This is a genomic window from Ilumatobacter sp. (assembly GCF_965215205.1).
GTDB lineage: Bacteria > Actinomycetota > Acidimicrobiia > Acidimicrobiales > Ilumatobacteraceae > Ilumatobacter_A.
In genome coordinates, this window is record NZ_OZ244049.1 from 1,682,717 (window position 1) to 1,703,848 (window position 21,132).

The window sequence follows — 21,132 nt, forward strand, 5'->3', positions numbered from 1 at the left end:
GCGGCGGCCGAGCGCGGCCGGGTGCGTGCCGCCCCCATCGGTAGCATCGCCGGTCGTGATCCACGTCCGCGACGACCTGCGCGCTCTCGACGGGTACCACTCCGCCCAGGTCGACGTCGAGGTGCGGTTGAACACGAACGAATCGCCGTTCCCCCCGCCCGACGGCTTCCGCGACGCCCTGGCGGCCGAGGCGGGCCGCATCGACTGGCATCGCTACCCCGACCGGGCCGCGACCGACCTGCGACGCGACATCGCGGCGCTGCACGGGGTCGACCCCGCGCAGGTCTTCGTGGCGAACGGCTCGAACGAGGTGCTCCAGTGCCTGCTGCTCGCCTACGCGGGGCCCGGGCGCGTCGTGGGGACCTTCGAGCCCACGTACCAGATGCACGCCCAGATCGCGAGGGTCACCGGTGCGACGGTCGTCGAGGGTGAGCGCGGCACCGACTTCACCCTCGATCCCGCCGAGGTCGATCGGGTGCTCGCCGAGCACCGCCCCCACGTCGTGTTCCTCACCTCGCCGAACAACCCGACCGGCCTCGTCGAGCCGATCGAGCGCGTCGAGCAGCTCCTCGCGACGGCTCCTGGCCTCGTCGTCGTCGACGAGGCCTACGCGCAGTTCGCCGACTGGTCGGCGCTCGACCTCGTCGACGAGGGTTCACCCCTCGTCGTCACGCGCACGTTCTCCAAGACGTGGTCGATGGCGGGAGCGCGGCTCGGCTACCTGATCGGACCGACCTGGCTGGTGCGCGAGCTCGACAAGGTGGTGCTGCCGTACCACCTCGACTCGCTCAAGCAGCTCGCCGGGCGCGTCGCGCTGCGCTTCACCGCCGAGATGAACGACCGGGTCGACGTGCTCGTCGCCGAGCGCGAGCGACTCACGACGGCCCTGGGCGCGATGCCGCTCGACGTGTTCGACTCGGGAGCAAACTTCGTGCTGTTCCGGCCCTCGACCCTCGGCGGGCGGGCGGTGTGGCAGGGCCTCGTCGACCGCAGCGTGCTCGTGCGCGACTGCTCGGGGTGGCCACGCCTCGCCGGCTGCCTGCGCGTGACCGTCGGGACGCCCACCGAGAACGACCGCTTCCTCGACGCCCTGCGCGCCGTCCTCGACCCGTCGAACCCGACGTCGCCCGAGGCGCCGACGACCTCCGGTGACGGCCGATCGTCGACCACGGCGTCGAGCACCGCGACGGATCCGACCTCCCCCTCGATGAAAGCGATCACATGAACCGCACCGCCTCGCGCTCGCGCACCACCAAGGAGACCACCATCGAGGTGTCGATCGACCTCGACGGGACCGGCGAGACCGATGTCTCGACGGGGATCCCGTTCTACGACCACATGCTCGACCAGATCGGCCGCCACGGTGGCTTCGACCTGTCGGTCGCGGCCGACGGCGACCTCGACGTCGACACCCACCACACGGTGGAGGACGTCGCGATCACCCTCGGCGAGGTGTTCGCCGACGCCCTCGGCGACAAGGCCGGGGTGCGGCGCTTCGCGAGCGGGCGCTACCCGCTCGACGAGACCCTCGTCGACGTCGCGCTCGACCTGTCGGGCCGTCCCCACGTCGAGTGGCACGTCGAGATGCCCCCGGGGCTCCCCCTCGGGAACCCGGCGTTCGACCCCCAGCTCGCCGAGCACGTCGTCACCTCGTTCGCGACCGCCGCCGGCATCACCCTCCACGTCGAGCTGGTCCGCGGTCGCAACACCCACCACGTCATCGAGGCGACGTTCAAGGGCCTCGCCCGCACCCTGCGCGACGCGGTGCGCGTCGACGGCGCCGCGGGCGTCCCCTCGACGAAGGGCGTGCTGTGAGCGAGGCGCCGTCGATCGCGGTGGTCGACTACGGCATCGGCAACCTGCACTCCGCCCAGAAGGCGCTCACCCGGTGCGGCGCCGACGCCCGCCTGACCTCCGATCCCGCCGAGATCGCCGCCGCCGACGGGGTCGTCCTGCCCGGTGTCGGCGCGTTCGGGGCGTGCATGGGGGCGCTGCGCGACGCGGGGCTGGAGCGCGCCACGCTGGACGCTGCGACATCGGGCCGCCCCTTCCTCGGCATCTGCGTCGGGATGCAGATGCTGTTCTCGCGCTCGCAGGAGGACCCCGACGTGGCGGGCCTCGACGTGATCGCCGGCACCGTCGAGCGCATCCCGCCGGGTCCCAAGGTCCCCCAGATGCAGTGGAACCGGCTCGATGTCGTCGCGACCGACGACCCGATGCTCGCCGGGCTCGGGGACGACGCGTGGCTCTACTTCGTCCACTCCCTGCACGGCGTGCCCGACGACGCCGACGTCGTCGCGGCGACCGTCGAGTACGGCTCCACGCTCAACGTCGCGTTCCGCCTGGGCGAGGTGTTCGCCGTCCAGTTCCACCCGGAGAAGTCGAGCCGACCGGGGCTCGCGCTGCTGGGCAACTTCGTCGAGGTGTGCGCGGGCCGCTCGGCGTCGACGACCGCCGCCGGGACGCGCCGATGAGCGCGGAGCTGTACCCCGCGATCGACCTGCGCGCCGGGCGCGTCGTGCGCCTGCGGCAGGGTGACTACGACGACGAGACGGTGTACGGCGACGACCCCGTCGAGGTGGCCCGTGGGTTCGCCGAGGCCGGCTCGCCGTGGGTCCACGTCGTCGACCTCGACGCGGCCCGTTCGGGAGACCCCGTCAACCGTCCGGTCGTCGCGGCGATCGCCGCCGCGGTGGAGGGGGCGGGAGCCCGGATCCAGACGGGAGGCGGCGTGCGCTCCGTCGAGGACGCGACCGAGCTCGCTCGCTCGGGGGTCGCGCGCGTCGTGATGGGGTCGGCCGCCGTCGCCGACCCGGGCCTCGTCGAGCGGGCGAGCGAGGTCGTCGCGGTCGCGGTCGGGCTCGACCACCGCGGCGGTGAGCTGGCGGTCCACGGTTGGACCGAGGGCAGCGGCATGCGCCTCGACGAGGCGTACGCCCGCTTCGCGTCGGCCGCGGCGTTCGTGATCACGGACATCGGTCGCGACGGGATGCTCGCCGGCCCCGACGTCGAGGGCCTCGCGCTCTCGGTCGCGTCGACCGACGTGCCCGTGGTCGCGAGCGGGGGTGTGGCCGACCTCGACGACGTCCGCGCGCTCGCGGCGATCGAGGGGCTCGCCGGGATCATCACCGGCAAGGCGCTCTACGAGGGTCGCCTCGACCTGCGCGCGGCGCTCGGTGCGCTCTCGGGCGAGCCGGGCGCCGAGCGGGCCACGGGGGCGACGCGATGAGGGTCGCGCGGGTCATCCCGTGCCTCGACGTCACCGGTGGTCGCGTCGTCAAGGGCACCAACTTCGTCGACCTGCGCGACGCCGGCGATCCCGTCGAGCTCGCCGCCCGCTACGACCTCGAGGGCGCGGACGAGCTGATCTTCCTCGACATCACGGCATCGAGCGACGACCGCTCGACCACGGTCGACATGGTGCGCTCGGTCGCCGAGCAGGTCTACATCCCGTTCACCGTCGGTGGAGGGATCCGCACCCTCGAGGACGCCCGCACCATGCTGCGGGCCGGGGCGGACAAGGTGTCGGTGAACACCGCCGCCGTGCAGCGCCCGGAGCTCGTCTCCGAGATCGCCACGGTGTTCGGCGACCAGTGCGTCGTGTGCGCGATCGACGCGAAGCGCCGACCGAGCGACGGCGCGCGATGGACCGTCGAGACGGGGTGGGAGGTGTTCCTCCACGGCGGTCGCACGCCGACGGGCATCGACGCGGTCGACTGGGCGCGCCGCGCCGTCGCGCTGGGGGCGGGCGAGCTGCTCGTCACCTCGATGGACCGCGACGGGACCCGCGCCGGGTTCGATCTCGAGCTCACCCGGACGATGTCGTCCGCCGTCGGCGTGCCGATCATCGCGAGCGGGGGCGTCGGCACCCTCGACGACCTCGTGCGCGGCGTCACCGACGGAGACGCCGACGGTGTCCTCGCCGCCTCGATCTTCCACTTCCGCGAGCACACCGTCGCCGAGGCCAAGGCGGTGCTCGCCGCCGCCGGCGTGACCGTGCGCCCCGCCGGCGCCTGAACCCTCCGCCGGCGGAGCACCCCGCCCCCACCGGCGCACGACACCGGATGGGCGTGGTGGGGTCGCAGCGCGTACGGTCGCGCAGATGAGCACGGATCCGGTCACGACGGAGCGGCGCGACGGGGGAGTCCTCGTGTGCCACCTCGACGACGGGAAGGCGAACGCCCTGTCCGGCGAGATGATCGCAGCGGTGCGCAGCGCCCTCGCCGAGGCCGAGTCCGACGACGAGGTCACCTCGCTGGTGATCCACGGGCGCGACGGACGGTTCTGCGCCGGCTTCGACCTGACGGTGATGCGCTCGGGCGACGGCGCTGCGATGTCGGCCCTCGTGTCCGACGGCGGCGACCTCGTGCGCGCGCTGTACGGCTCATCGGTCCCCGTGGTCGCGGCCTGCACCGGCCACGCGCTCGCCGCCGGTGCGCTCGTCCTGCTCGGGTGCGATGTGCGCGTCGGGGCCGACGTCGACTGCAAGATCGGGTTGAACGAGGTCGCGATCGGGATGACGCTGCCCGACTGGGCCCTCGCCATCTCCGTCGATCGGCTCTCGCCGCGCCACCTCCAGCGCTCGGTGGCGACGGCGCACGTCACGTCGGCGGTCGACGCGGTCGACGTCGGCTTCCTGGACGAGGTCGTCGCGGCCGACGACGTGCTCGACGTCGCCCTCGAGCGAGCGGCCGGGCTCGCCGCCCTCGACGGCCGCGCGTACGCGAGGACCGTCCGCTCCCTGCGCGGGCGCGTGCTGGAGCAGATGGACGACGGGATCGCCCGCGACCGAGCCTCCGGAGCCGTCCCCACCGGCTGAGCGCGCCGGCCGCCCCCGGTCGTTTCCCCAGCGTGGGGCACGGGTAGGCCCCCGCCCATGGCACAACCCGCAGTGAACGACAAGATGGAGTACCGCCGACTCGGTCGCTCCGGTCTCAAGGTCAGCATCCTGAGCCTCGGGAGCTGGGTCACCTTCGACACCCAGGTCGACGACGAGCTCGCGGTGAAGTGCATCGGTGCCGCAGGTGACGCGGGGTGCAACTTCTTCGACAACGCCGAGGCCTACGCCGGCGGCAAGAGCGAGGAGATCATGGGCCGCGCGTTCCGGGAGCTCGGCTGGCCGCGCTGGTCGTACGTGCTGACCACCAAGCTGTTCTGGGGCATCCACGGCGACGTGCCGAACATGCGCAACACGCTGAACCGCAAGTACCTGATGCACGCCATCGACGGGTCGCTCGAGCGCCTCGGCGACGACTTCGTCGACGTCGTCTACTGCCACCGCTGCGATCCCGACACGCCGATGGAGGAGATCGTCCAGACCTTCACCGAGATCATCGAGCACAAGAAGGCCCACTACTGGGGGACCAGCGAGTGGACCGCCGACGAGGTCCGCTCGGCGATCGACATCGCGGATCGACACGGCTGGCACAAGCCGGTCACCGAGCAGAGCCAGTACAACCTGCTCGAGCGCCGCAAGGTCGAGAAGGAGTTCGCACGCATCACGGACGACTTCGGCTACGGCAACACAATCTGGAGCCCGCTCGCATCGGGGCTGCTCACCGGCAAGTACGCCGACGGCATCCCGGAGGACTCCCGTGGCGCGCTCGAGGGCTACGAGTGGTTGCAGGATCGCCTGTCCGACCAGGACGTGATCGAGCGGGTCGAGCGGTTGCGCCCGATCTCCGAGCGGCTCGACTGCTCGATGGCGCAGCTCTCCCTCGCCTGGGCGACCAAGCACCCGATGGTGTCGTCGGTGATCACCGGTGCGTCGAAGGTCGAGCAGGTGGAGCAGAACTTCGCCGCTCTCGACGTCATCCCGAAGCTCGACGACGACGTGATGGGCGAGATCGACGAGGCCCTCGGCCGCTGAGGCCGGCCGGCGGCAGTCGCCCCGCCACCCACTCGGCGGTTCGGCTCGCCACCTCCGCGCCGCGTCCGGTGAGGAAGTGGTCGGCCGATTCCACGACCTCGACGGTCGTGTCGGGCCACGTCGAGGTGATCGGGGCGACGACGTCGGGCGGGGCGAACCGGTCGTGCTCCGCCACGACGACGAGCGCCCCGGTGCCCGCGGGCGACGAGTCGGGAAGCTCGGCGCGACCCAACGGGGGAGCGACCAGCACGATCCCCTCGAGGTCGTGGTGGTCGAGGCCGAGCACGACCATCGCGCCGAAGGAGTAGCCGAGCGCGAACGTCGCCATGCGTCCGACGCGGCGCGTCACCTCGTCGAGCGCGGCCCGTGCGTTGAGGCGTTCGCCGGCACCGCCGTCGAAGTCGGCACGGAAGTCGAAGCGCAGCGAGGCGACGCCGATCGTCGGCAGCACCTCGTGCAGGGCGGTCACCACGGGGTGGAACCGGTCGCCGCCGTGGAGCGGGTGGGGGTGGCAGACGATCGCCACCGCGCGCGGTTCGGTGGGGACCGCCAGATCGCCGTGCGACGCCACCCCGTCCGTCGTCGTGAACCCCACCGTCGTCACGTCGATCGTCACGCTCGCCGACGGTACCGTGAGGGCGCATGCCCGGCCGTGACGACAAGCTGCCCATCAAGATGCTCAACGACCGGGTGCTGGTCAGCACGACCGACGACGGCGAGCGGACGTCGTCGGGTGGGATCCTGATCCCGGCGACCGCGCAGATGGCGAAGCGGCTCGTGTGGGCCACGGTGGTCGCCCACGGCCAGAACGTCCGCACGTGCGAGATCGGCGACAAGGTGCTCTTCAGCCCCGATGACCGCTACGAGGTCGAGGTCCAGGGCGACGACTACATCATGCTGCGCGAGCGCGAGCTCCACGCGGTCGCCGCCGAGCGGATCGAGGCCTCGACCGGTCTCTACCTCTGAGCGTGCGCGCCGGGCCCGGCGCGGCGCGACGCGCAGCCGTGGGTCGGTCGAGCGATCCCGTCCGTGGACTCGGGAACCGGACGGGGGCCTGGAGACGTCAGAACCCCATCGCCGCTCACCCGAGGAGTTCGACATGATCCCCACCCGTCCACGCACCACGATCGCCATCGCGACGGTGGCCGCCACGCTCGCGGTGGCGGCCTGCTCCGCGACCGCCCCCGACGGCGGGGACGCCGGCGGCGCCCCGGGGACCGGAGTCGTGACGTCGAGCGGCGGGGGATCGACCGACCGGGATCCGACCGACCGCCGGACGCCGACGGCGACCGCCGTCTCCGGGAGCGGAGATCGACCGGCGGGCTTCGCCGGGATCGCCCTGCGTCGCTTCGATCGCTGCGACGCCGTGCTCGATCACCTCCACCACGAAGCGGCCGAACGGGTCGGCGCCTACGGGTTCGGCGACGGCGGCTGGTACGGGCGCACGACCGTCGGCACCGACGCGATGGCGGACAGCACCGTCGGCGGGCGGGCTGCGGACGACGCGATGGCGGAGTCGGCCGACGCGATGGATGCCCCGGCAGCAGAGGGGTCCGGCGGCGCGTCGGGGACGAACATCCAGGTCGAGGGCGTGGACGAGGCCGACATCGTCAAGACCGACGGCGAGCTGATCGTCGCGCTCGCCGACGATCGGCTGCACGTGGTCGACGTCGCCGGGCGCACCGAGCTCGGGTCGGTGGGTCTCGGCGAGGGGGAGTCGAGGTGGGTCCGGCGTCGGGAGATGTTCCTCGCGCCCGATCGCGCCGTCGTCGTGTCCCACGGCGAGGGCGGGTTCATCGAGCCGATGCCGATCGAGGCCGACAGCGCGTCGTCGATGCCGGTCCCGTCACGACCGAGCACGACCGTGACCGAGGTCGACCTCAGCGACCCCGCCTCGCCGACGGTCGTCGCGACGCTCGAGATCGAGGGCCGCTACCTGAGCGCTCGGGCCGTGGACGGCACGATGCGCCTGGCCGTCACGGCCCCACCCGCGCCGCTCCCGTTCGTCTACCCCTCGGGCCCCGAGGCGGAGGAGTTCGCCGCCGAGGCGAACCGCCGCCTGGTCGCCGAGACCACGATCGACGACTGGATCCCGGGATGGTCGCTGATCGGTCCCGACGACCGGCGCAGCGAGGGTGAGCTGGTCGAGTGCGATCGCGTCCACGCCCCCGCCGAGTTCGCCGGGTTCGACGTGCTGTCCGTCGTCACGATCCCTCTCGACGCACCGCTGGCCGCACCGGGTTCGACCACCGCGGTCCTCGCCTCCGGCGACACGGTCTACGCGTCGCGCGACCGGATGTACGTGGCGACGCAGCGATGGCAGCCCCCGGCCCCGGAGGCGGACGGGCGCATCGTCGCCGAGGGCGGGGACACCACGACCGAGATCCACCGCTTCGGGCTCGGGGCGGGGCAGCCCGCCGAGTACGAGGCGTCGGGGTCGGTCTCGGGCCGCCTGCTGAACCAGTTCTCGATGCACGACGACGGGGAGACGTTCTTCGCCGCGCTGACCGAGGGCGACCCCTGGTCCGGCAGGTCGTCGGAGAGCCGGGTCGTCGCGCTGGCGCGCAGCGGTGAGGTGCTCACCGAGATCGGATCGGTCGGGGAGCTCGGTCGGGGTGAGCAGATCTTCTCGGTGCGCTACGTCGATGACGTCGCGTACGTCGTCACGTTCCGCCAGACCGACCCGTTCTACGTCGTCGACCTGTCCGACCCGACCGCGATGGCGGTCACCGGGGAGCTGAAGATCCCCGGTGTGTCCAACTACCTCCACCCGCTCGGCGACTCGCTCGTGCTCGGGGTGGGCCGCGACGCCACCGACGACGGCCGCGTCACCGGATCGAAGATGTCGCTCTTCGACGTCGCCGACCCGGCGAACCCGATCGAGCTCGACGTGTGGACGGCGCCGGGAGCGTCGAGCGACGTCGAGTTCGACCACCGGGCCTTCCTGTGGTGGGCGGACAGCGACACCGCGGTGGTCCCGCTCACCTCCTGGTCGGATGGGTTCAGCGGCGCGGTCGTGGTCGACGTGACACGTGACGGGATCGTCGAGCGGGGCAGGATCACCCACGCCGACTCGACGACGGGCGAGTTCGGTGCGACCGACTGCCGGGTGCTCGACGAGAGCGGTCTCACCGAGGCCGACGGAGCGCTCTTCTCCTACGCCCAGGAGGGCCAGATCAACCTCTGCACGTCCGATCAGCGGGGTGGAGCCGAGGGGCACTCCTGCGAGCGCATCGCGGTGGAGGACATCCCGAACTACGTGGATCCGGATCAGATCTCGACGGTGATCGACCTCGATGGGATCGACCGGGTCGAGATGTGCTGGCCGGGCGGCGGGATCGACGACCGCATCGTGATCCGACGATCGATGGTGATCGACGGCGAGCTGTGGACGCTGTCGACCGCGAAGCTCCGAGCCGACGAGCTCGCCACGCTGGCGCCCATCGCGGACGTCGAGCTGAGGTGACCGTCGTCGTCCACGAGGCGGCGTAGACCGCTCGGGACGGGAACCACCACGCTCCCCGGCCGACGGGCTCCGGGTCCGACGGCGCGAGCCGGGGGGCCTACGGTGACCGCCGGGGCGGGATCGGCCGGCTCCGCCACGACGAGGAGATCGAGATGATCAAGGTCAGTGTCCTGTACCCCGCCGGTGACGACGTCACCTTCGACGTCGACTACTACCGGCAGACCCACTTCGCCGACATCGTCGCCCGGACGATCAAGCCGGCCCGCTGGGACGTCGAGATCGGCGTCGACGGCCCGTACACCGCGATCGGCAACCTCTACTTCGACTCGCTCGAGGCGATGGAGGCGTCGATGGCCAACGGCGAGGAGGCGCTGGCCGACCTGCCGAACTTCACCAACGCCACTCCCACGATGCAGGTGTCGCGCCTCGTCGACTGAGCGCCGCCCGAACGGGCTGCGTGCGCCCCGGTCGTCGTCCGTAGGCTGCGAGGATGGCCGAGGCGACCACGATCGAACCGACCCGGGACCAGCTCGACGCGCTGCGCTGGGACGACCGCGGGTTGATCACGGCGATCGCCCAGGACGCCGACACCGGCGAGGTGCTCATGCTCGCCTGGATGAACGCCGAGTCGCTGGAGATGACCCTCGCCGAGGGGCGGATGGTCTACTGGTCGCGGAGCCGCCAGGAGCTGTGGCGCAAGGGCGACACGAGCGGGGACCGCCAGTTCGTGCGCGAGGCGTACTTCGACTGCGACGCCGACGCGCTGCTGTTCAAGGTCGAGCAGGAGGGCGCCGGGGCCTGCCACACCGGTGAGCGGTCCTGCTTCCACCGCGCCTTCGGTCGGTGAGGTTCTCGCCCTCGCGCGACGAGTTCGCACAGCTCGCCGCCGAGCACACGATCGTCCCCGTCTGGACCGAGCTGCTCGCCGACCTCGAGACGCCCGTCGCGGCGTTCTCCAAGCTGGTCGGCGACGGAGCGGGGTTCCTGCTCGAATCGGTGGAGGGAGCCGAGCGGTGGGCGCGCTTCTCCTTCGTCGGGCGAGACCCGTCGGCGACGCTCGTCGCGCGCGACGGGGTCGTCGAGCTGGACGGGTCGCTCCCGCCGGGCATCCCGACCGACGAGGGGATCCTCGCCGCGCTGGAGGCGCTGCTCGACGCCTCGAGCAGCCCCGCCTTCGACGACCTGCCGCCGTTGCACGGGGGCATCGTGGGCTTCCTCGGCTACGACGTGATCCGCGAGGTCGAGCACCTCCCCGACGCCCCCGTCGACGACCGTGGCTTCCCCGACGCCGTGATGTCGGTGATCGGCTCGCTGGCGGCGTTCGATCACTGGCGACAGCGGGTCTACCTGATCGAGAGCGTCGCGACCGGGGGACTCGCCGCGGACGACGTCGATGCGGCCTACGACGACGCGGTGGCGCGCGTCGAGCGCTCCGTCGAGGACCTCGCCCGCCCGCTCGCCTACACCCCGACCGCGCCGCCGGCGGGTGACGACGAGCTCCCCGACCTCTCCTCGACGATGGGCGGTGGGAGCTACCAGCGGGCGGTCGAGGTCGCGAAGGAGCACGTCGTCGCCGGTGACGTGTTCCAGGTCGTCCTCTCCCAGCGCTACGACCTCGAGCTCGACGCCGATCCGTTCGACGTGTACCGGGTGCTGCGCCAGGTCAACCCGTCGCCGTACATGTACTTCGTCCGGCACCGCGAGCTCACCATCGTCGGCTCGTCACCGGAGCCGATGGTGCAGCTCCTCGACCGGCGCGTCGTGTCGCGCCCGATCGCCGGGACCCGCCGTCGGGGCCGAACCGACGCCGACGACCGCCGGATGGCCGCCGAGCTCGCCGAGCACCCCAAGGAGCGCGCCGAGCACGTGATGCTCGTCGACCTGGCGCGCAACGACGTCGGCCGCGTCGCCGAGTTCGGGTCGGTGACCGTCGAGGAGCTGATGACGCTCGAGCTGTACAGCCACGTGATGCACCTCACCTCGCAGGTGTCGGGTCGCCTCCTCGACGGGCTCGGCCCGGTCGACGTGCTGCGGGCGACGCTTCCGGCGGGGACGCTGTCGGGGGCTCCGAAGGTCCGTGCGATGGAGATCATCGACGACCTCGAACCGGTCAAGCGCGGGCCGTACGGCGGGGTCGTCGGCTACATCGACTGGAGCGGCAACCTCGACACGGCGATCGCGATCCGCACGATGTTCATCTCCGCCGACGGCCGCACGGCGAGCCTGCAGGCGGGTGCCGGGATCGTCGCCGACTCGGTCCCCGACGACGAGGACCTCGAGTGCCGGAACAAGGCCGCCGCGCTGCTGGCCGCGATCCCGGCCGCACGACGCATGACCGAGGCGCGCCGGGTGAGCGGGACCTCGGCCTGACTCAGACGGCGAGCACCAGCGCGAACACGAGCGACAGCAGCGCGAACACGAACCCGATCAGCGCGGCGAGCGCCACCGTCGCCGGGAACCGGCTGATCGTCGCCACGGCGACGCTCAGCTCGGTGAGGTCCCCCGTCTGGTCGCCCGTGAGGTCGCGCAGCGAGAAGAACCGGCGCGAGGTCCCGACCACGCCGGGGCGCCCGCTCGTCGACTCGACGGTGTCGATCACCGTCCGGTGCGATTCGCCGTCGCGCCCGATCAGCGAGCGCACGTCGTCGGCGAGGGCAGCGCTGCCGCGCCGGATCGCCCGCACCCGCCACATCGCGACGAGCACCGAGCCGATCGCCCAGGCGGCGGCGAGCCCGCCGACGACGATCCAGAACGTGCGCAGCCCCCCGTCGAGCGCGGCGATGCCGAGGACGTACCCGAGGAGGCACGCGCCCCCGGCGAGCAGCAGGACGCGCCCGGCCAGGCGGTTGGCCCGGCCGAGGAGGTCGCCGACCACCTCGACCGCACGACGCGCGAGGTCGTCCAGCGAGGCGCTCGCCGGCGCACCCGGTGCGGCCCGGTCGCCGGGGATCACGTCGTCCGGCCGGATCGCCTCCCCGTGGGACGTGGCGCCGTGGGACGTCGGGTCGCCTCGGCCGGCGCCGTCGGGGCCGTCGTCGGGGAGACCCCGGGCACGATCGTCGGACGGGGGTTCTCGGTCGGCGGGCATGGTGTCGGCAGTGTGGCACGCCAGACTGGGGTGGTGGACACCGCCGACGCCGTCGCAGCGACCGAGAACCTCATCGACCAGGGGGCGCGCGACCGGGTGACGGTCGCGGGCGCCGACGCCTGCAGCTACCTCCAGTCGCAGATCTCCCAGGAGATCCGCGACCTCGAGCTCGGCGCGGCGCGCTGGACGTTCGTGCTCGACCCGTCGGGCAAGATCGATGCGCTGGCCAGGGTGCAGCGAACGGCCGACGACGTGTTCGTGCTCGACACCGACGCCGGGTTCGGCGCCACCCTGCTCGCCCGCCTCGACCGGTTCAAGATCCGCGTCGACGCCGAGACCACGCTCGACGAGGCCGACGCCGCGCCGTCGCTCGGCCACGAGCTCGCGCGCATCTCCGCCGGGTGGCCGCGGATGGGGCACGAGATCGAGCCGGGGTCGACGATCCCCGCCTCGACCGGCATCGTCCACCTCGCCGTCGACCGGGCGAAGGGGTGCTACCCCGGCCAGGAGCTCGTCGAGCGGATGGATTCGCGCGGCGCGGACGCTCCCCGGTCGCTGCGCATCGTCGACCTCGACTCGAACCCCGATCGCAGCCAGGCCGTCGGTGACCCGGTCCACGACGCCGACGGCACCGAGGTCGGGACGATCACCAGCGTCGCCGGGGAGGGCGGGGTCGGCCTCGCCCTCGTCCGCCGTGGCGCCGAGGTCGGTCGCCTCCCCGACCACGTCGCGACCTGAGCCGCCGACCCCTCCCGCCGGGCGCCCGGTGACCCCGGCGGCGCACGTGCCGGTTCGTCACCGGGCTGGCGCGACGCCGAGCCGCCACCGCACGGAGCGGTCGTGGCGGCGCCACCGGCGGCGAGCGGGGTGCGCGCCGTCAGCCGGTCGGCGAGAGCGACCGCCGGATCTCGGTGACCGCAGGGTGATCGCGCAGCTCCGCCAGCTCCCGGGCTCGATCGATCGTCGTCGCGAGCGCCGCCGGCGACGTGCCCACCGAGGCCGCGGTGCGCAGCCACCCGATCGCGGTCTCGTCGTCGCCCAGGGCCCCCGCGGCGCGCGCCACGATCAGGGCGCTGAGGGTGTTCGGCTGTCGCCGGTAGGACTCCGCCGCGTAGTGGGCGGCGCGCTCGTGACCGCCGGTGCGCAGCAGCAGGTCCGCCAGGACGTACTCGTTCGCCGGGTCACCGTGGGGGAGGGGATCGCCGAGCAGCTCGATCACCTCGTCGGCCCGGTCGAGGGGGATCCCGGCCTCGAGCGGCCCCGACCGTGGCTGGGGGTGGCTCAGCGCGGCGATCAGCGTCCGGCGCGCCCGCGCGTGCTTGCCGGCGTCGAGCGACGCAGCGGCCGACTGCCACGCCGTGAGCGGCGTCGGGGCCGGACGCGACGCCTGGAGCATCTGGAACTGGCTGATCAGCAGGAACGCGACGAAGATGCCGAACCCCTGGCGGCCGGACGCGAACATCCACGCCGCCCCCGCGAGGGTCGCGGCGATCGAGAAGCGCAGCACGTACCCGTGGGCGCGCCCGGGGACGATCCGGTCGACGCCCTGCGCCACGATGCTGCCCCCGTCGAGGGGGAGCACCGGCACGAGGTTGAGCAGCCCGATCGCCGGCCCGGCCCACCAGATCGCCAGCGACGCCTCGCTCGACGCGAACGACGACCGCACCAGGGGGTTGACGCCCATCGCGATCAGCACCGCCACCGCGACCACGATGTGGGTCAGCGGCCCCGCGAAGGAGATCCACGCCTGCTCGGCGCGCGACAGGTGGCGGCTGGGCCGGTAGGACGCGTAGCCGGCGAGGAAGCCGAGCGAGATCTCCGCCTCGGCCCCGGTGCGTCGGGCGGCGAGGGCGTGACCCAGCTCGTGGACGAGGGTGAGCACGGCGATCGACCCGGCCAACCACAGCCCGAACGAGTCGCCGTAGAGCACGACGATCAGGCCCATGAACACCACGAACCCCGACTGCACCCGCACGTCGAAACCCAGCAGCCTGAACACCTCCTCCAGTGTACGAGCCCGCCGGACGGACACCGGGCGCGCTCGAGGCCGCGATCTATGCTGTGCCGCCGTATGCCTTACGTCTACAGCTTCGATCACAAGCACCGCCGCTCGCCCATGGAGTACAAGGACCTGTTGGGGGGCAAGGGGGCGAACCTCGCGGAGATGACCAGCGTGCTCGAGCTCCCGGTGCCGGCCGGGTTCACCGTGTCGACGGACGCGTGCCGGGCCCACATGGAGTCGGGGTGGCCGAAGGAGCTGGACGCGGAGATCGCCGAGCAGGTCGCCAAGCTCGAGCGGGACATGGGCCGCTCGCTCGGCGACCCGAAGGACCCGTTGCTGGTGTCGGTCCGCTCCGGGGCCAAGTTCTCGATGCCGGGGATGATGGACACCGTGCTCAACCTCGGGCTCAACGACCGCTCGGTCAAGGGGCTGGCGGCGTCGACCGACAACGAGCGCTTCGCCTACGACAGCTACCGCCGGTTCATCTCGATGTACGCCCGCATCGTGATGGGCGCGGAGGGCGAGCCGTTCGAGGAGATGCTCGAGCGCGCCCGAGACGACGCCGGGGTGAGGAACGACGCCGAGATCCCCGCCGACGCGCTGAAGGACCTCTGCGAGCGGTACAAGGAGCTGGTCAAGGAGACGACCGGCAAGCCGTTCCCGCAGAAGCCGATGAAGCAGCTCCGCGGCGCCATCGAGGCCGTGTTCTCGTCGTGGGACCGGCCCCGGGCGATCGCCTACCGCGTCCGTGAGCGCATCGATCACCGGCTGGGCACGGCGGTCAACGTGCAGGCGATGGTGTTCGGCAACCGCGACGACGACTCGGGCACCGGCGTCGGGTTCACGCGCGACGCCGCGACCGGGGAGAACAAGCCCTACGGCGACTTCCTCGTCAACGCCCAGGGCGAGGACGTCGTCGCCGGCATCCGCAACACGCAGACCCTCGAGGACATGGCCGACGTGTTCCCGTCGATCCACGACGAGCTGCTCGAGATCTTCGTGCGCCTCGAGCGCCACTACGAGGACATGTGCGACACCGAGTTCACCATCGAGCAGGGCAAGCTGTGGATGCTGCAGACCCGCATCGGCAAGCGCACCGGAGCCGCCGCGCTGAAGATGGCCGTCGACATGACGAAGGGCACCGGGAAGGGGAAGGAGCGCTGGAAGATCAGCCGCGAGACCGCCGTCACCCGGGTCAGCGCCGACAACCTCGACGCCGTCCTCCACGCCCAGTTCGACAGCGTCGGTGACGTGCTCGCGACGGGCCTCGGCGCGTCGCCGGGCGCGGCGGTCGGCAAGGTCTACTTCACCGCCGACGACGCCGCCGACGCGGCCGACGCCGGGGAGAAGGTCGTGCTGGTCCGCAACGAGACGAGCCCGGAGGACGTCCACGGCATGATGGTGGCCGAGGGGATCCTGACGGCCCGGGGAGGGCTCGTGAGCCACGCCGCGGTCGTCGCCCGGGGCTGGGGCACGCCGGCGATCGTCGGTGCGGAGGCGATCAAGATCTCCGGCAAGCAGTTCACCGTCGGCGACGTGACCGTGTCCGAGGGAGACGTCATCTCGCTCGACGGCACCTCCGGTGAGGTCGTCCTCGGAGAGATGACGATGGCGAGCGCCGAGCCGCCCGCCGAGTTCCACACGATCCTCGAGTGGGCCGACAAGATCCGCAAGGGCAAGCTCGCGGTGCGCGCCAACGCCGACTCCGGGGAGGACGCCGCCAACGCACGCGAGCTCGGCGCCGAGGGCATCGGGCTGTGCCGGACCGAGCACATGTTCCTCGCCCCCGACCGCCTCCCGGTCGTGCGCCGGATGATCCTCGCCGACACCGCCGAGGAGGAGGAGGCCGCGCTCGCCGAGCTGCGCGACGTGCAGCAGGCCGACTTCGAGGAGGTGCTCGAGGCGATGGACGGCCTCCCGGTCACCATCCGGCTGCTCGACCCGCCGCTGCACGAGTTCCTCCCGTCGGTGGAGGAGCTGCGGATCAAGGAGGCGACCGAGGGGCTCTCCGACCGCGAGCGCGCCGAGCTCACCGCCGCCCAGAACTGGGCCGAGCACAACCCGATGATCGGCACCCGCGGTGTGCGCCTCGGGGTGATCAAGCCGGGCCTGTACGCGATGCAGGTGCGCGCCCTGCTCGACGCCGCCGCCGCGCTGCGCAAGCGGAAGAAGAACCCGATCGTCGAGATCATGATCCCGCTGACCGTCACCCGTGAGGAGCTCGCTCTGGCCCGGTCGTGGGTGCAGGAGGAGATCGACGTCGCGCTGAAGGGGATGCGCAACAAACCCGAGATCACCATCGGCACGATGATCGAGACGCCGCGCGCCGCGATCCGCGCCGACGAGATCGCGGAGGTGTCGGACTTCTTCTCGTTCGGGACGAACGACCTCACCCAGCTCACGTTCGGCTTCAGCCGCGACGACGTCGAGAGCCGGATGATGCCCGCCTACCTCGAGCAGGGCCTGCTGAAGCGGAACCCGTTCGACACCATCGACCAGACCGGCGTCGGCGACCTCGTCGCGCTCGGCGCCGAGCGGGGCCGGGCGACGAAGAAGAAGCTGAAGCTCGGCGTCTGCGGCGAGCACGGGGGCGACCCCGAGTCGATCGATCTGTTCTACCGGGTCGGTCTCGACTACGTGAGCTGCAGCCCCTTCCGCGTGCCGATCGCGCGCCTCTCGGCGGCGCAGGCCGTCATCGCCAATCGCTGACCCCACGGCGTCGCCCGCGATCGTGTCTCGGGTCGAGCGACGGGTCGGACCCGTCGCTCGACGCGTGGTGCGGCGGGTCCTGCGCGGCGCTCGCCGCACCGCAGCGGATCGGCCCGTGCGCCGGTTCGATCCCGTGGCCGTGGGTGGCGCACGTGACGGCCGTTCTCCCGGCATGATGGTCCGATGTTGAGCTCCGTTCTGGCGGCGGAATCGAACGGCCGCAGCAACTTCGTCGACATCGACGTGGCTGCGTGGCAGTGGATCACCCTGCTCGCGGTCATCGCGGCGATGCTGCTGATCGACCTCCTGGTCATCCACAAGGAGGCGCACGAGGTCGAGACGCGCGAGGCGGCCATCGAGTCGGTCGTCTGGATCGGGTGCGGCCTCGCGTTCACGGGCGTCGTCGCGTGGTGGTTCGGGGCGGCCGCCAGCGGGGAGTACATCTCCGGCTTCCTGATCGAGAAGTCGCTGAGCATCGACAACGTCTTCGTGTGGGCGCTCATCATGGGCTACTTCAAGGTGCCGTTGAAGTACCAGCACCGGGTGCTGTTCTGGGGCATCTTCGGGGCGCTCGCCCTCCGTGCGATCTTCATCTTCGCCGGGGTGGCGCTCATCGAGCGCTTCGACTGGGTCCTGTACGTGTTCGGGGCGTTCCTCCTGTACACGGCGGCGAAGCTGATCTTCACCGACGACGAGCACGTCGATCCGGGCGAGTCGAAGTTCCTCGCCGTCGTCAATCGGTTCGTGCCGTCGACCGACACCTACGACGGCCAGAAGCTGTTCACCAGGCAGAACGCGAAGCGCGTCGCCACCCCGCTGTTCGCGGTGCTGGTGCTGATCGAGGGCACCGACGTGATCTTCGCAGTCGACTCGGTCCCGGCCGTGCTCGCCGTCTCGAACGAGCAGTTCATCGTGTTCGCGTCGAACGCCTTCGCCATCCTCGGTCTGCGTGCGCTGTACTTCCTGCTCGCCGACATGCACAACCGCTTCGCGTTCCTGCAGCAGGGGCTCGCGATCATCCTCGCCTTCGTCGGCGTCAAGATGATCATCGCCGAGTGGTACCACATCCCCACGGCGATCTCGCTCGCCGTCATCGCCATCGTGCTGGCCGCCTCGATCGGGCTCTCGCTGCGCTACACCGCCCGCAGCGCGGAGACCGAGCTGGCCGAGGAGGCGTTCCACGAGCACTCCGATCAGCCGGGTGCACCCGAGTCGCTCGACACCGTCGACTCACCCCGCCAGGACGGCTGAGCGACCTGCGCTCCCGGGCGATCGGCCCGGGCGGGGAGGTGGCCGAGCGACCAGCGTCGCCGCCGGTCGAACCCGGGACCGCCGGCGGGCGATCGACGTGATGTCGCCGGGTCGACACCGGGACGCGGGCGGGCGACCGCTGCGATGCCCGGTGCGGCCGTCAGCCGTTGGCGGCGACGTCGGGGTCGACGTCGTCGAGCTCGCCGGCGACGTCGAGTGCCCACGAATCGGGGCGCAGGAGGTTGACCCTCCGGATCGGGTGGTGCGTGGTGTTCAACCAGGTCTGCAGACGAGCGGCGGTGAGCGGACGTGACACGCAGAACCCCTGGGCGACGTCGCACCCGAACTCGCGCAGCTTCTCGAGGACGGGATCGCTCTCCACCCCTTCGGCGACGACCTCGAGCCCGAGGTTGTGGCCGAGGTCGATGGTGGAGCGGACGATGACCTCGTCCTGCTGGTCGACGAGCATGTTCGCGATGAAGCTCTGATCGACCTTGAGCTCGCGGACCGGGAGCTGGCGCAGGTAGCTGAGCGAGGAGTACCCGGTCCCGAAGTCGTCGATCGACAACCGCACCCCGAGCTGGTTCAGGTCGTGGATCGTGGCCTGGGTGCGGGGGGCGTCGATGAGCAGCGACGACTCGGTGATCTCGAGCGTGAGCGCGCCCGGGTCGACGTCGCTGTCGCCGAGGTAGGTGCGCACCCGCGTCGCGAGGTTCGCGTCGAGCAGGTCGTGGGTCGAGAGGTTGACCGAGAGCGAGAGGTGGTGCCCCTGCTCGTGCCACCGGGCCAGCTCCACGATCCCGCGTGACAGCATCAGGTCGGTGAGCCGCTTGATCAGCCCGGTGTCCTCGGCGACCCGCACGAACTCGGCGGGAGGGACCACCCCACGTGCGATGTGGCTCCACCGGACCAGCGCCTCGACTCCGGTGATCAGGCCCGTGGCGAGGTCGAGCTTGGGCTGGTACTCGATCCCCAGCTCCTCGTTCTCGATCGCGTCGCGCAGGTCGCCCAGCATCGACAGGCGTGCCGGGGTCCGACGGTCGAGCTCGGGCCGGTAGAACTCGACGCCGACGTGGCGCGACTTGGCGTTGTACATCGCGATGTCGGCGTGGCGCAGCGCCTTCTGGGGGTCGGTCTTGCCGGGCTCGATGACCGCCACGCCGACGCTGGCGGTGATGACGATCGACAGCCCGTCGAGCACGACCGGTCGTCCCGCGTGCTCGATGCAGGATCGGGCCAGCTCGAAGACCTCGGCCTGGTCGTGAGCGTGGACGAGGACGGCGAACTCGTCACCGGCGAGCCGGCACAGGAAGTCGTCGGGCCCGATGCTGTCGGCCACGCGACGCGAGAACTCGATCAGCAGGTCGTCGCCGGCGTGGTGGCCGAGGGTGTCGTTGACCTCCTTGAAGCGGTCGAGGTCCATCATCAGCAGGTAGGCGCGGCGATCGGCGTCCTGGTGCGCCGACGACACGACCTCGAGCTCACGCTCGAACGCGACCCGGTTGGGGAGCCCGGTGAGGGCGTCGTGGCGGGCCTCGAACTCGATGCGGCGGTGGAGCATGCCCTTGCGCAGGCTCGAGGCGAGCTGGTCGGCGAGGTTCTGCACCCGCGAGACGTCGTCCTGGTCGAAGGCCCGTCGGGCGGACCTCTGGCGCCCGGCGATGAGCAGGCCGATGCCGCCGATCTCGTCGTCGACGGGAGCCACGATGACGTCGCCGAGGGCGGCGAAGTCGGTGATCCCCCACGTCGCGAGCGTCTCGCCGGTCACCAGCGTCGCCTCCGACGGGTCGGGGAGCTGCTTCCAGTACTCAGCGTCGACGCGCCCGCCGATCGTGTCGGGGAGGGGCCCGGTGGCGAAGACGCGCGCCGGCTGATCGGTGCCGAACACGGCCAGCACCGACACCTGGGCGCGCAGCAGGTGGGACGTCTCGGACACCGCCGCCGTCCCGATGTCGGCCATCTCGAGCGATCGCCCGACGCGCCCGGCGAAGCCGTGGACCGCGCGCAGGTCGCGGAGTCGCTGCGCGAGCTCGCCGTAGCGACGCATCATGAACCACATGGCACCGACCGGGACGATCGCGAACGCCGCGAGCGACGGGGCGATCATGTACGTGCTCAGCAGGATGCCGGCGAGCGCGACGTTGACGAGCAGCACCCACGCCGACTTCAGCTCGTCGACGATGTGGCGGAAGGTGTCGCCCACGAAGAGCGACACGGCGAGCGAGACGGCGACCGATCCCCACACCTCGCCGATCGCGACCGAGCCGGCGGCGACGAGCACGATGGCCGAGTCGGACATCTCGTCGATCGGGAGGATCGACCGCATCACGAAGTAGGCGATCGCCAACTCCGATGCGAACATCGCCAGGTTGAACAGGATCTTGTGCGCCGGCGATCTCTTGATCGTCACGTAGACGAACGCGCTGGCGAGCAGACGGACCGCGAGCGCCTCGAACGGCGCGAGGTAGACCAGTGCGAAGAGGAACGGGATCTCCGACGCCGAGAAGAGCACCGCGTCGTGGCGGAACTGGATCCGGATGACGATGAGCAGCGACAGACCGAACGCGAGGAGGATGAGCGCGGTCGTCCACGTCGCGGAGGGCACCTGAGCGACCGCCCGGTCGGGGGTCAGCAGCATCAGCGCCACGGCGGAGAGCGCGAGCGCCGCCGAGAGGCCGATGACCTCGGCCATGGGGCGACGACCGCTGCGCGGGGACGCGACGACGGACGGCTCGTCAGCCCCTCGG

19 protein-coding genes are annotated in these 21,132 nt (G+C 71.7%); 15 read left to right on the plus strand and 4 right to left on the minus strand.

Annotation, left to right across the window (positions count from 1 at the left end):
* Positions 1–55: 55 nt before the first annotated feature.
* The 7 genes from hisC to ACOOHC_RS07910 all read left to right on the plus strand — a co-directional run bounded on the left by hisC (position 56) and on the right by ACOOHC_RS07910 (position 5,869).
* Positions 56–1,225 (plus strand): histidinol-phosphate transaminase, encoded by a 1,170-nt coding sequence (gene hisC / locus ACOOHC_RS07880; RefSeq protein ID WP_420453441.1) that lies wholly within the window; start codon positions 56–58, stop codon positions 1,223–1,225.
* Entirely contained in the window at positions 1,222–1,815 is a 594-nt protein-coding gene (gene hisB, locus ACOOHC_RS07885; RefSeq protein WP_420453442.1) for an imidazoleglycerol-phosphate dehydratase HisB, read from the plus strand. The genes hisC and hisB overlap by 4 nt, the downstream gene beginning before the upstream one ends.
* On the plus strand, positions 1,812–2,474 hold the full coding sequence (hisH, locus tag ACOOHC_RS07890) for an imidazole glycerol phosphate synthase subunit HisH (protein ID WP_420453443.1): 663 nt from the start codon (positions 1,812–1,814) through the stop codon (positions 2,472–2,474). The genes hisB and hisH overlap by 4 nt, the downstream gene beginning before the upstream one ends.
* Complete coding sequence (locus tag ACOOHC_RS07895; RefSeq protein WP_420453444.1) at positions 2,471–3,229, plus strand: HisA/HisF-related TIM barrel protein; 759 nt, start codon at positions 2,471–2,473, stop codon at positions 3,227–3,229. The genes hisH and ACOOHC_RS07895 overlap by 4 nt, the downstream gene beginning before the upstream one ends.
* On the plus strand, positions 3,226–4,017 hold the full coding sequence (hisF, locus tag ACOOHC_RS07900; protein WP_420453445.1) for an imidazole glycerol phosphate synthase subunit HisF: 792 nt from the start codon (positions 3,226–3,228) through the stop codon (positions 4,015–4,017). The genes ACOOHC_RS07895 and hisF overlap by 4 nt, the downstream gene beginning before the upstream one ends.
* Positions 4,018–4,102: 85 nt before the next feature.
* Entirely contained in the window at positions 4,103–4,819 is a 717-nt protein-coding gene (locus ACOOHC_RS07905) for a crotonase/enoyl-CoA hydratase family protein (RefSeq protein WP_420453446.1), read from the plus strand.
* A gap of 84 nt (positions 4,820–4,903) precedes the next feature.
* Complete coding sequence (locus tag ACOOHC_RS07910; protein ID WP_420453776.1) at positions 4,904–5,869, plus strand: potassium channel beta subunit family protein; 966 nt, start codon at positions 4,904–4,906, stop codon at positions 5,867–5,869.
* Here ACOOHC_RS07910 and ACOOHC_RS07915 read toward each other — a convergent pair.
* Entirely contained in the window at positions 5,811–6,485 is a 675-nt protein-coding gene (locus ACOOHC_RS07915; RefSeq protein WP_420453447.1) for an alpha/beta hydrolase, read from the minus strand. The genes ACOOHC_RS07910 and ACOOHC_RS07915 overlap by 59 nt on opposite strands.
* 26 nt (positions 6,486–6,511) lie before the next feature.
* On the opposite strand from ACOOHC_RS07915, the gene ACOOHC_RS07920 reads away from it, so the two are divergent.
* The 5 genes from ACOOHC_RS07920 (at position 6,512) to trpE (ending at position 11,705) form a co-directional block, all read left to right on the plus strand.
* Positions 6,512–6,835, plus strand: a complete 324-nt coding sequence (locus tag ACOOHC_RS07920) for a GroES family chaperonin (protein WP_420453448.1) — start codon at positions 6,512–6,514, stop codon at positions 6,833–6,835.
* Positions 6,836–6,968: 133 nt separating this feature from the next.
* Positions 6,969–9,335 carry a beta-propeller domain-containing protein gene (locus ACOOHC_RS07925; protein ID WP_420453449.1) on the plus strand — a complete coding sequence of 789 codons (2,367 nt, stop codon included), beginning with the start codon at positions 6,969–6,971 and terminating at the stop codon, positions 9,333–9,335.
* Between the two features lie 152 nt (positions 9,336–9,487).
* Complete coding sequence (locus ACOOHC_RS07930) at positions 9,488–9,772, plus strand: EthD family reductase (RefSeq protein WP_420453450.1); 285 nt, start codon at positions 9,488–9,490, stop codon at positions 9,770–9,772.
* Positions 9,773–9,825: 53 nt separating this feature from the next.
* Positions 9,826–10,182, plus strand: coding sequence for a phosphoribosyl-AMP cyclohydrolase (gene hisI / locus ACOOHC_RS07935; protein WP_420453451.1), 357 nt, complete (start codon positions 9,826–9,828; stop codon positions 10,180–10,182).
* Positions 10,179–11,705, plus strand: coding sequence for an anthranilate synthase component I (gene trpE / locus ACOOHC_RS07940; protein WP_420453452.1), 1,527 nt, complete (start codon positions 10,179–10,181; stop codon positions 11,703–11,705). Before hisI ends, trpE begins: the two co-directional genes overlap by 4 nt.
* Before the next feature lies 1 nt (position 11,706).
* Here the strand turns inward: trpE and ACOOHC_RS07945 are convergent, their stop codons facing one another.
* On the minus strand, positions 11,707–12,423 hold the full coding sequence (locus ACOOHC_RS07945) for a hypothetical protein (protein ID WP_420453453.1): 717 nt from the start codon (positions 12,421–12,423) through the stop codon (positions 11,707–11,709).
* A gap of 33 nt (positions 12,424–12,456) precedes the next feature.
* Between ACOOHC_RS07945 and ACOOHC_RS07950 the strand changes: the two genes are divergently transcribed.
* Positions 12,457–13,161, plus strand: coding sequence for a YgfZ/GcvT domain-containing protein (locus ACOOHC_RS07950; RefSeq protein ID WP_420453454.1), 705 nt, complete (start codon positions 12,457–12,459; stop codon positions 13,159–13,161).
* 139 nt (positions 13,162–13,300) lie between these two features.
* Here the strand turns inward: ACOOHC_RS07950 and ACOOHC_RS07955 are convergent, their stop codons facing one another.
* Positions 13,301–14,422, minus strand: coding sequence for a site-2 protease family protein (locus ACOOHC_RS07955; protein WP_420453455.1), 1,122 nt, complete (start codon positions 14,420–14,422; stop codon positions 13,301–13,303).
* A 72-nt stretch (positions 14,423–14,494) separates the two neighbouring features.
* Here ACOOHC_RS07955 and ppdK point away from each other — a divergent pair, with 72 nt between their 5' ends.
* Together ppdK and ACOOHC_RS07965 are read left to right on the plus strand one after the other, a co-directional pair.
* The gene (gene ppdK, locus ACOOHC_RS07960) at positions 14,495–17,134 is read left to right on the plus strand and encodes a pyruvate, phosphate dikinase (protein WP_420453456.1); all 2,640 of its coding nucleotides are present in this window, start codon (positions 14,495–14,497) and stop codon (positions 17,132–17,134) included.
* Positions 17,135–17,317: 183 nt separating this feature from the next.
* Positions 17,318–18,385, plus strand: a complete 1,068-nt coding sequence (locus ACOOHC_RS07965) for a TerC family protein (protein ID WP_420453457.1) — start codon at positions 17,318–17,320, stop codon at positions 18,383–18,385.
* A 160-nt stretch (positions 18,386–18,545) separates the two neighbouring features.
* Here the strand turns inward: ACOOHC_RS07965 and ACOOHC_RS07970 are convergent, their stop codons facing one another.
* Complete coding sequence (locus ACOOHC_RS07970) at positions 18,546–21,077, minus strand: EAL domain-containing protein (RefSeq protein WP_420453458.1); 2,532 nt, start codon at positions 21,075–21,077, stop codon at positions 18,546–18,548.
* Positions 21,078–21,132: the final 55 nt, after the last annotated feature.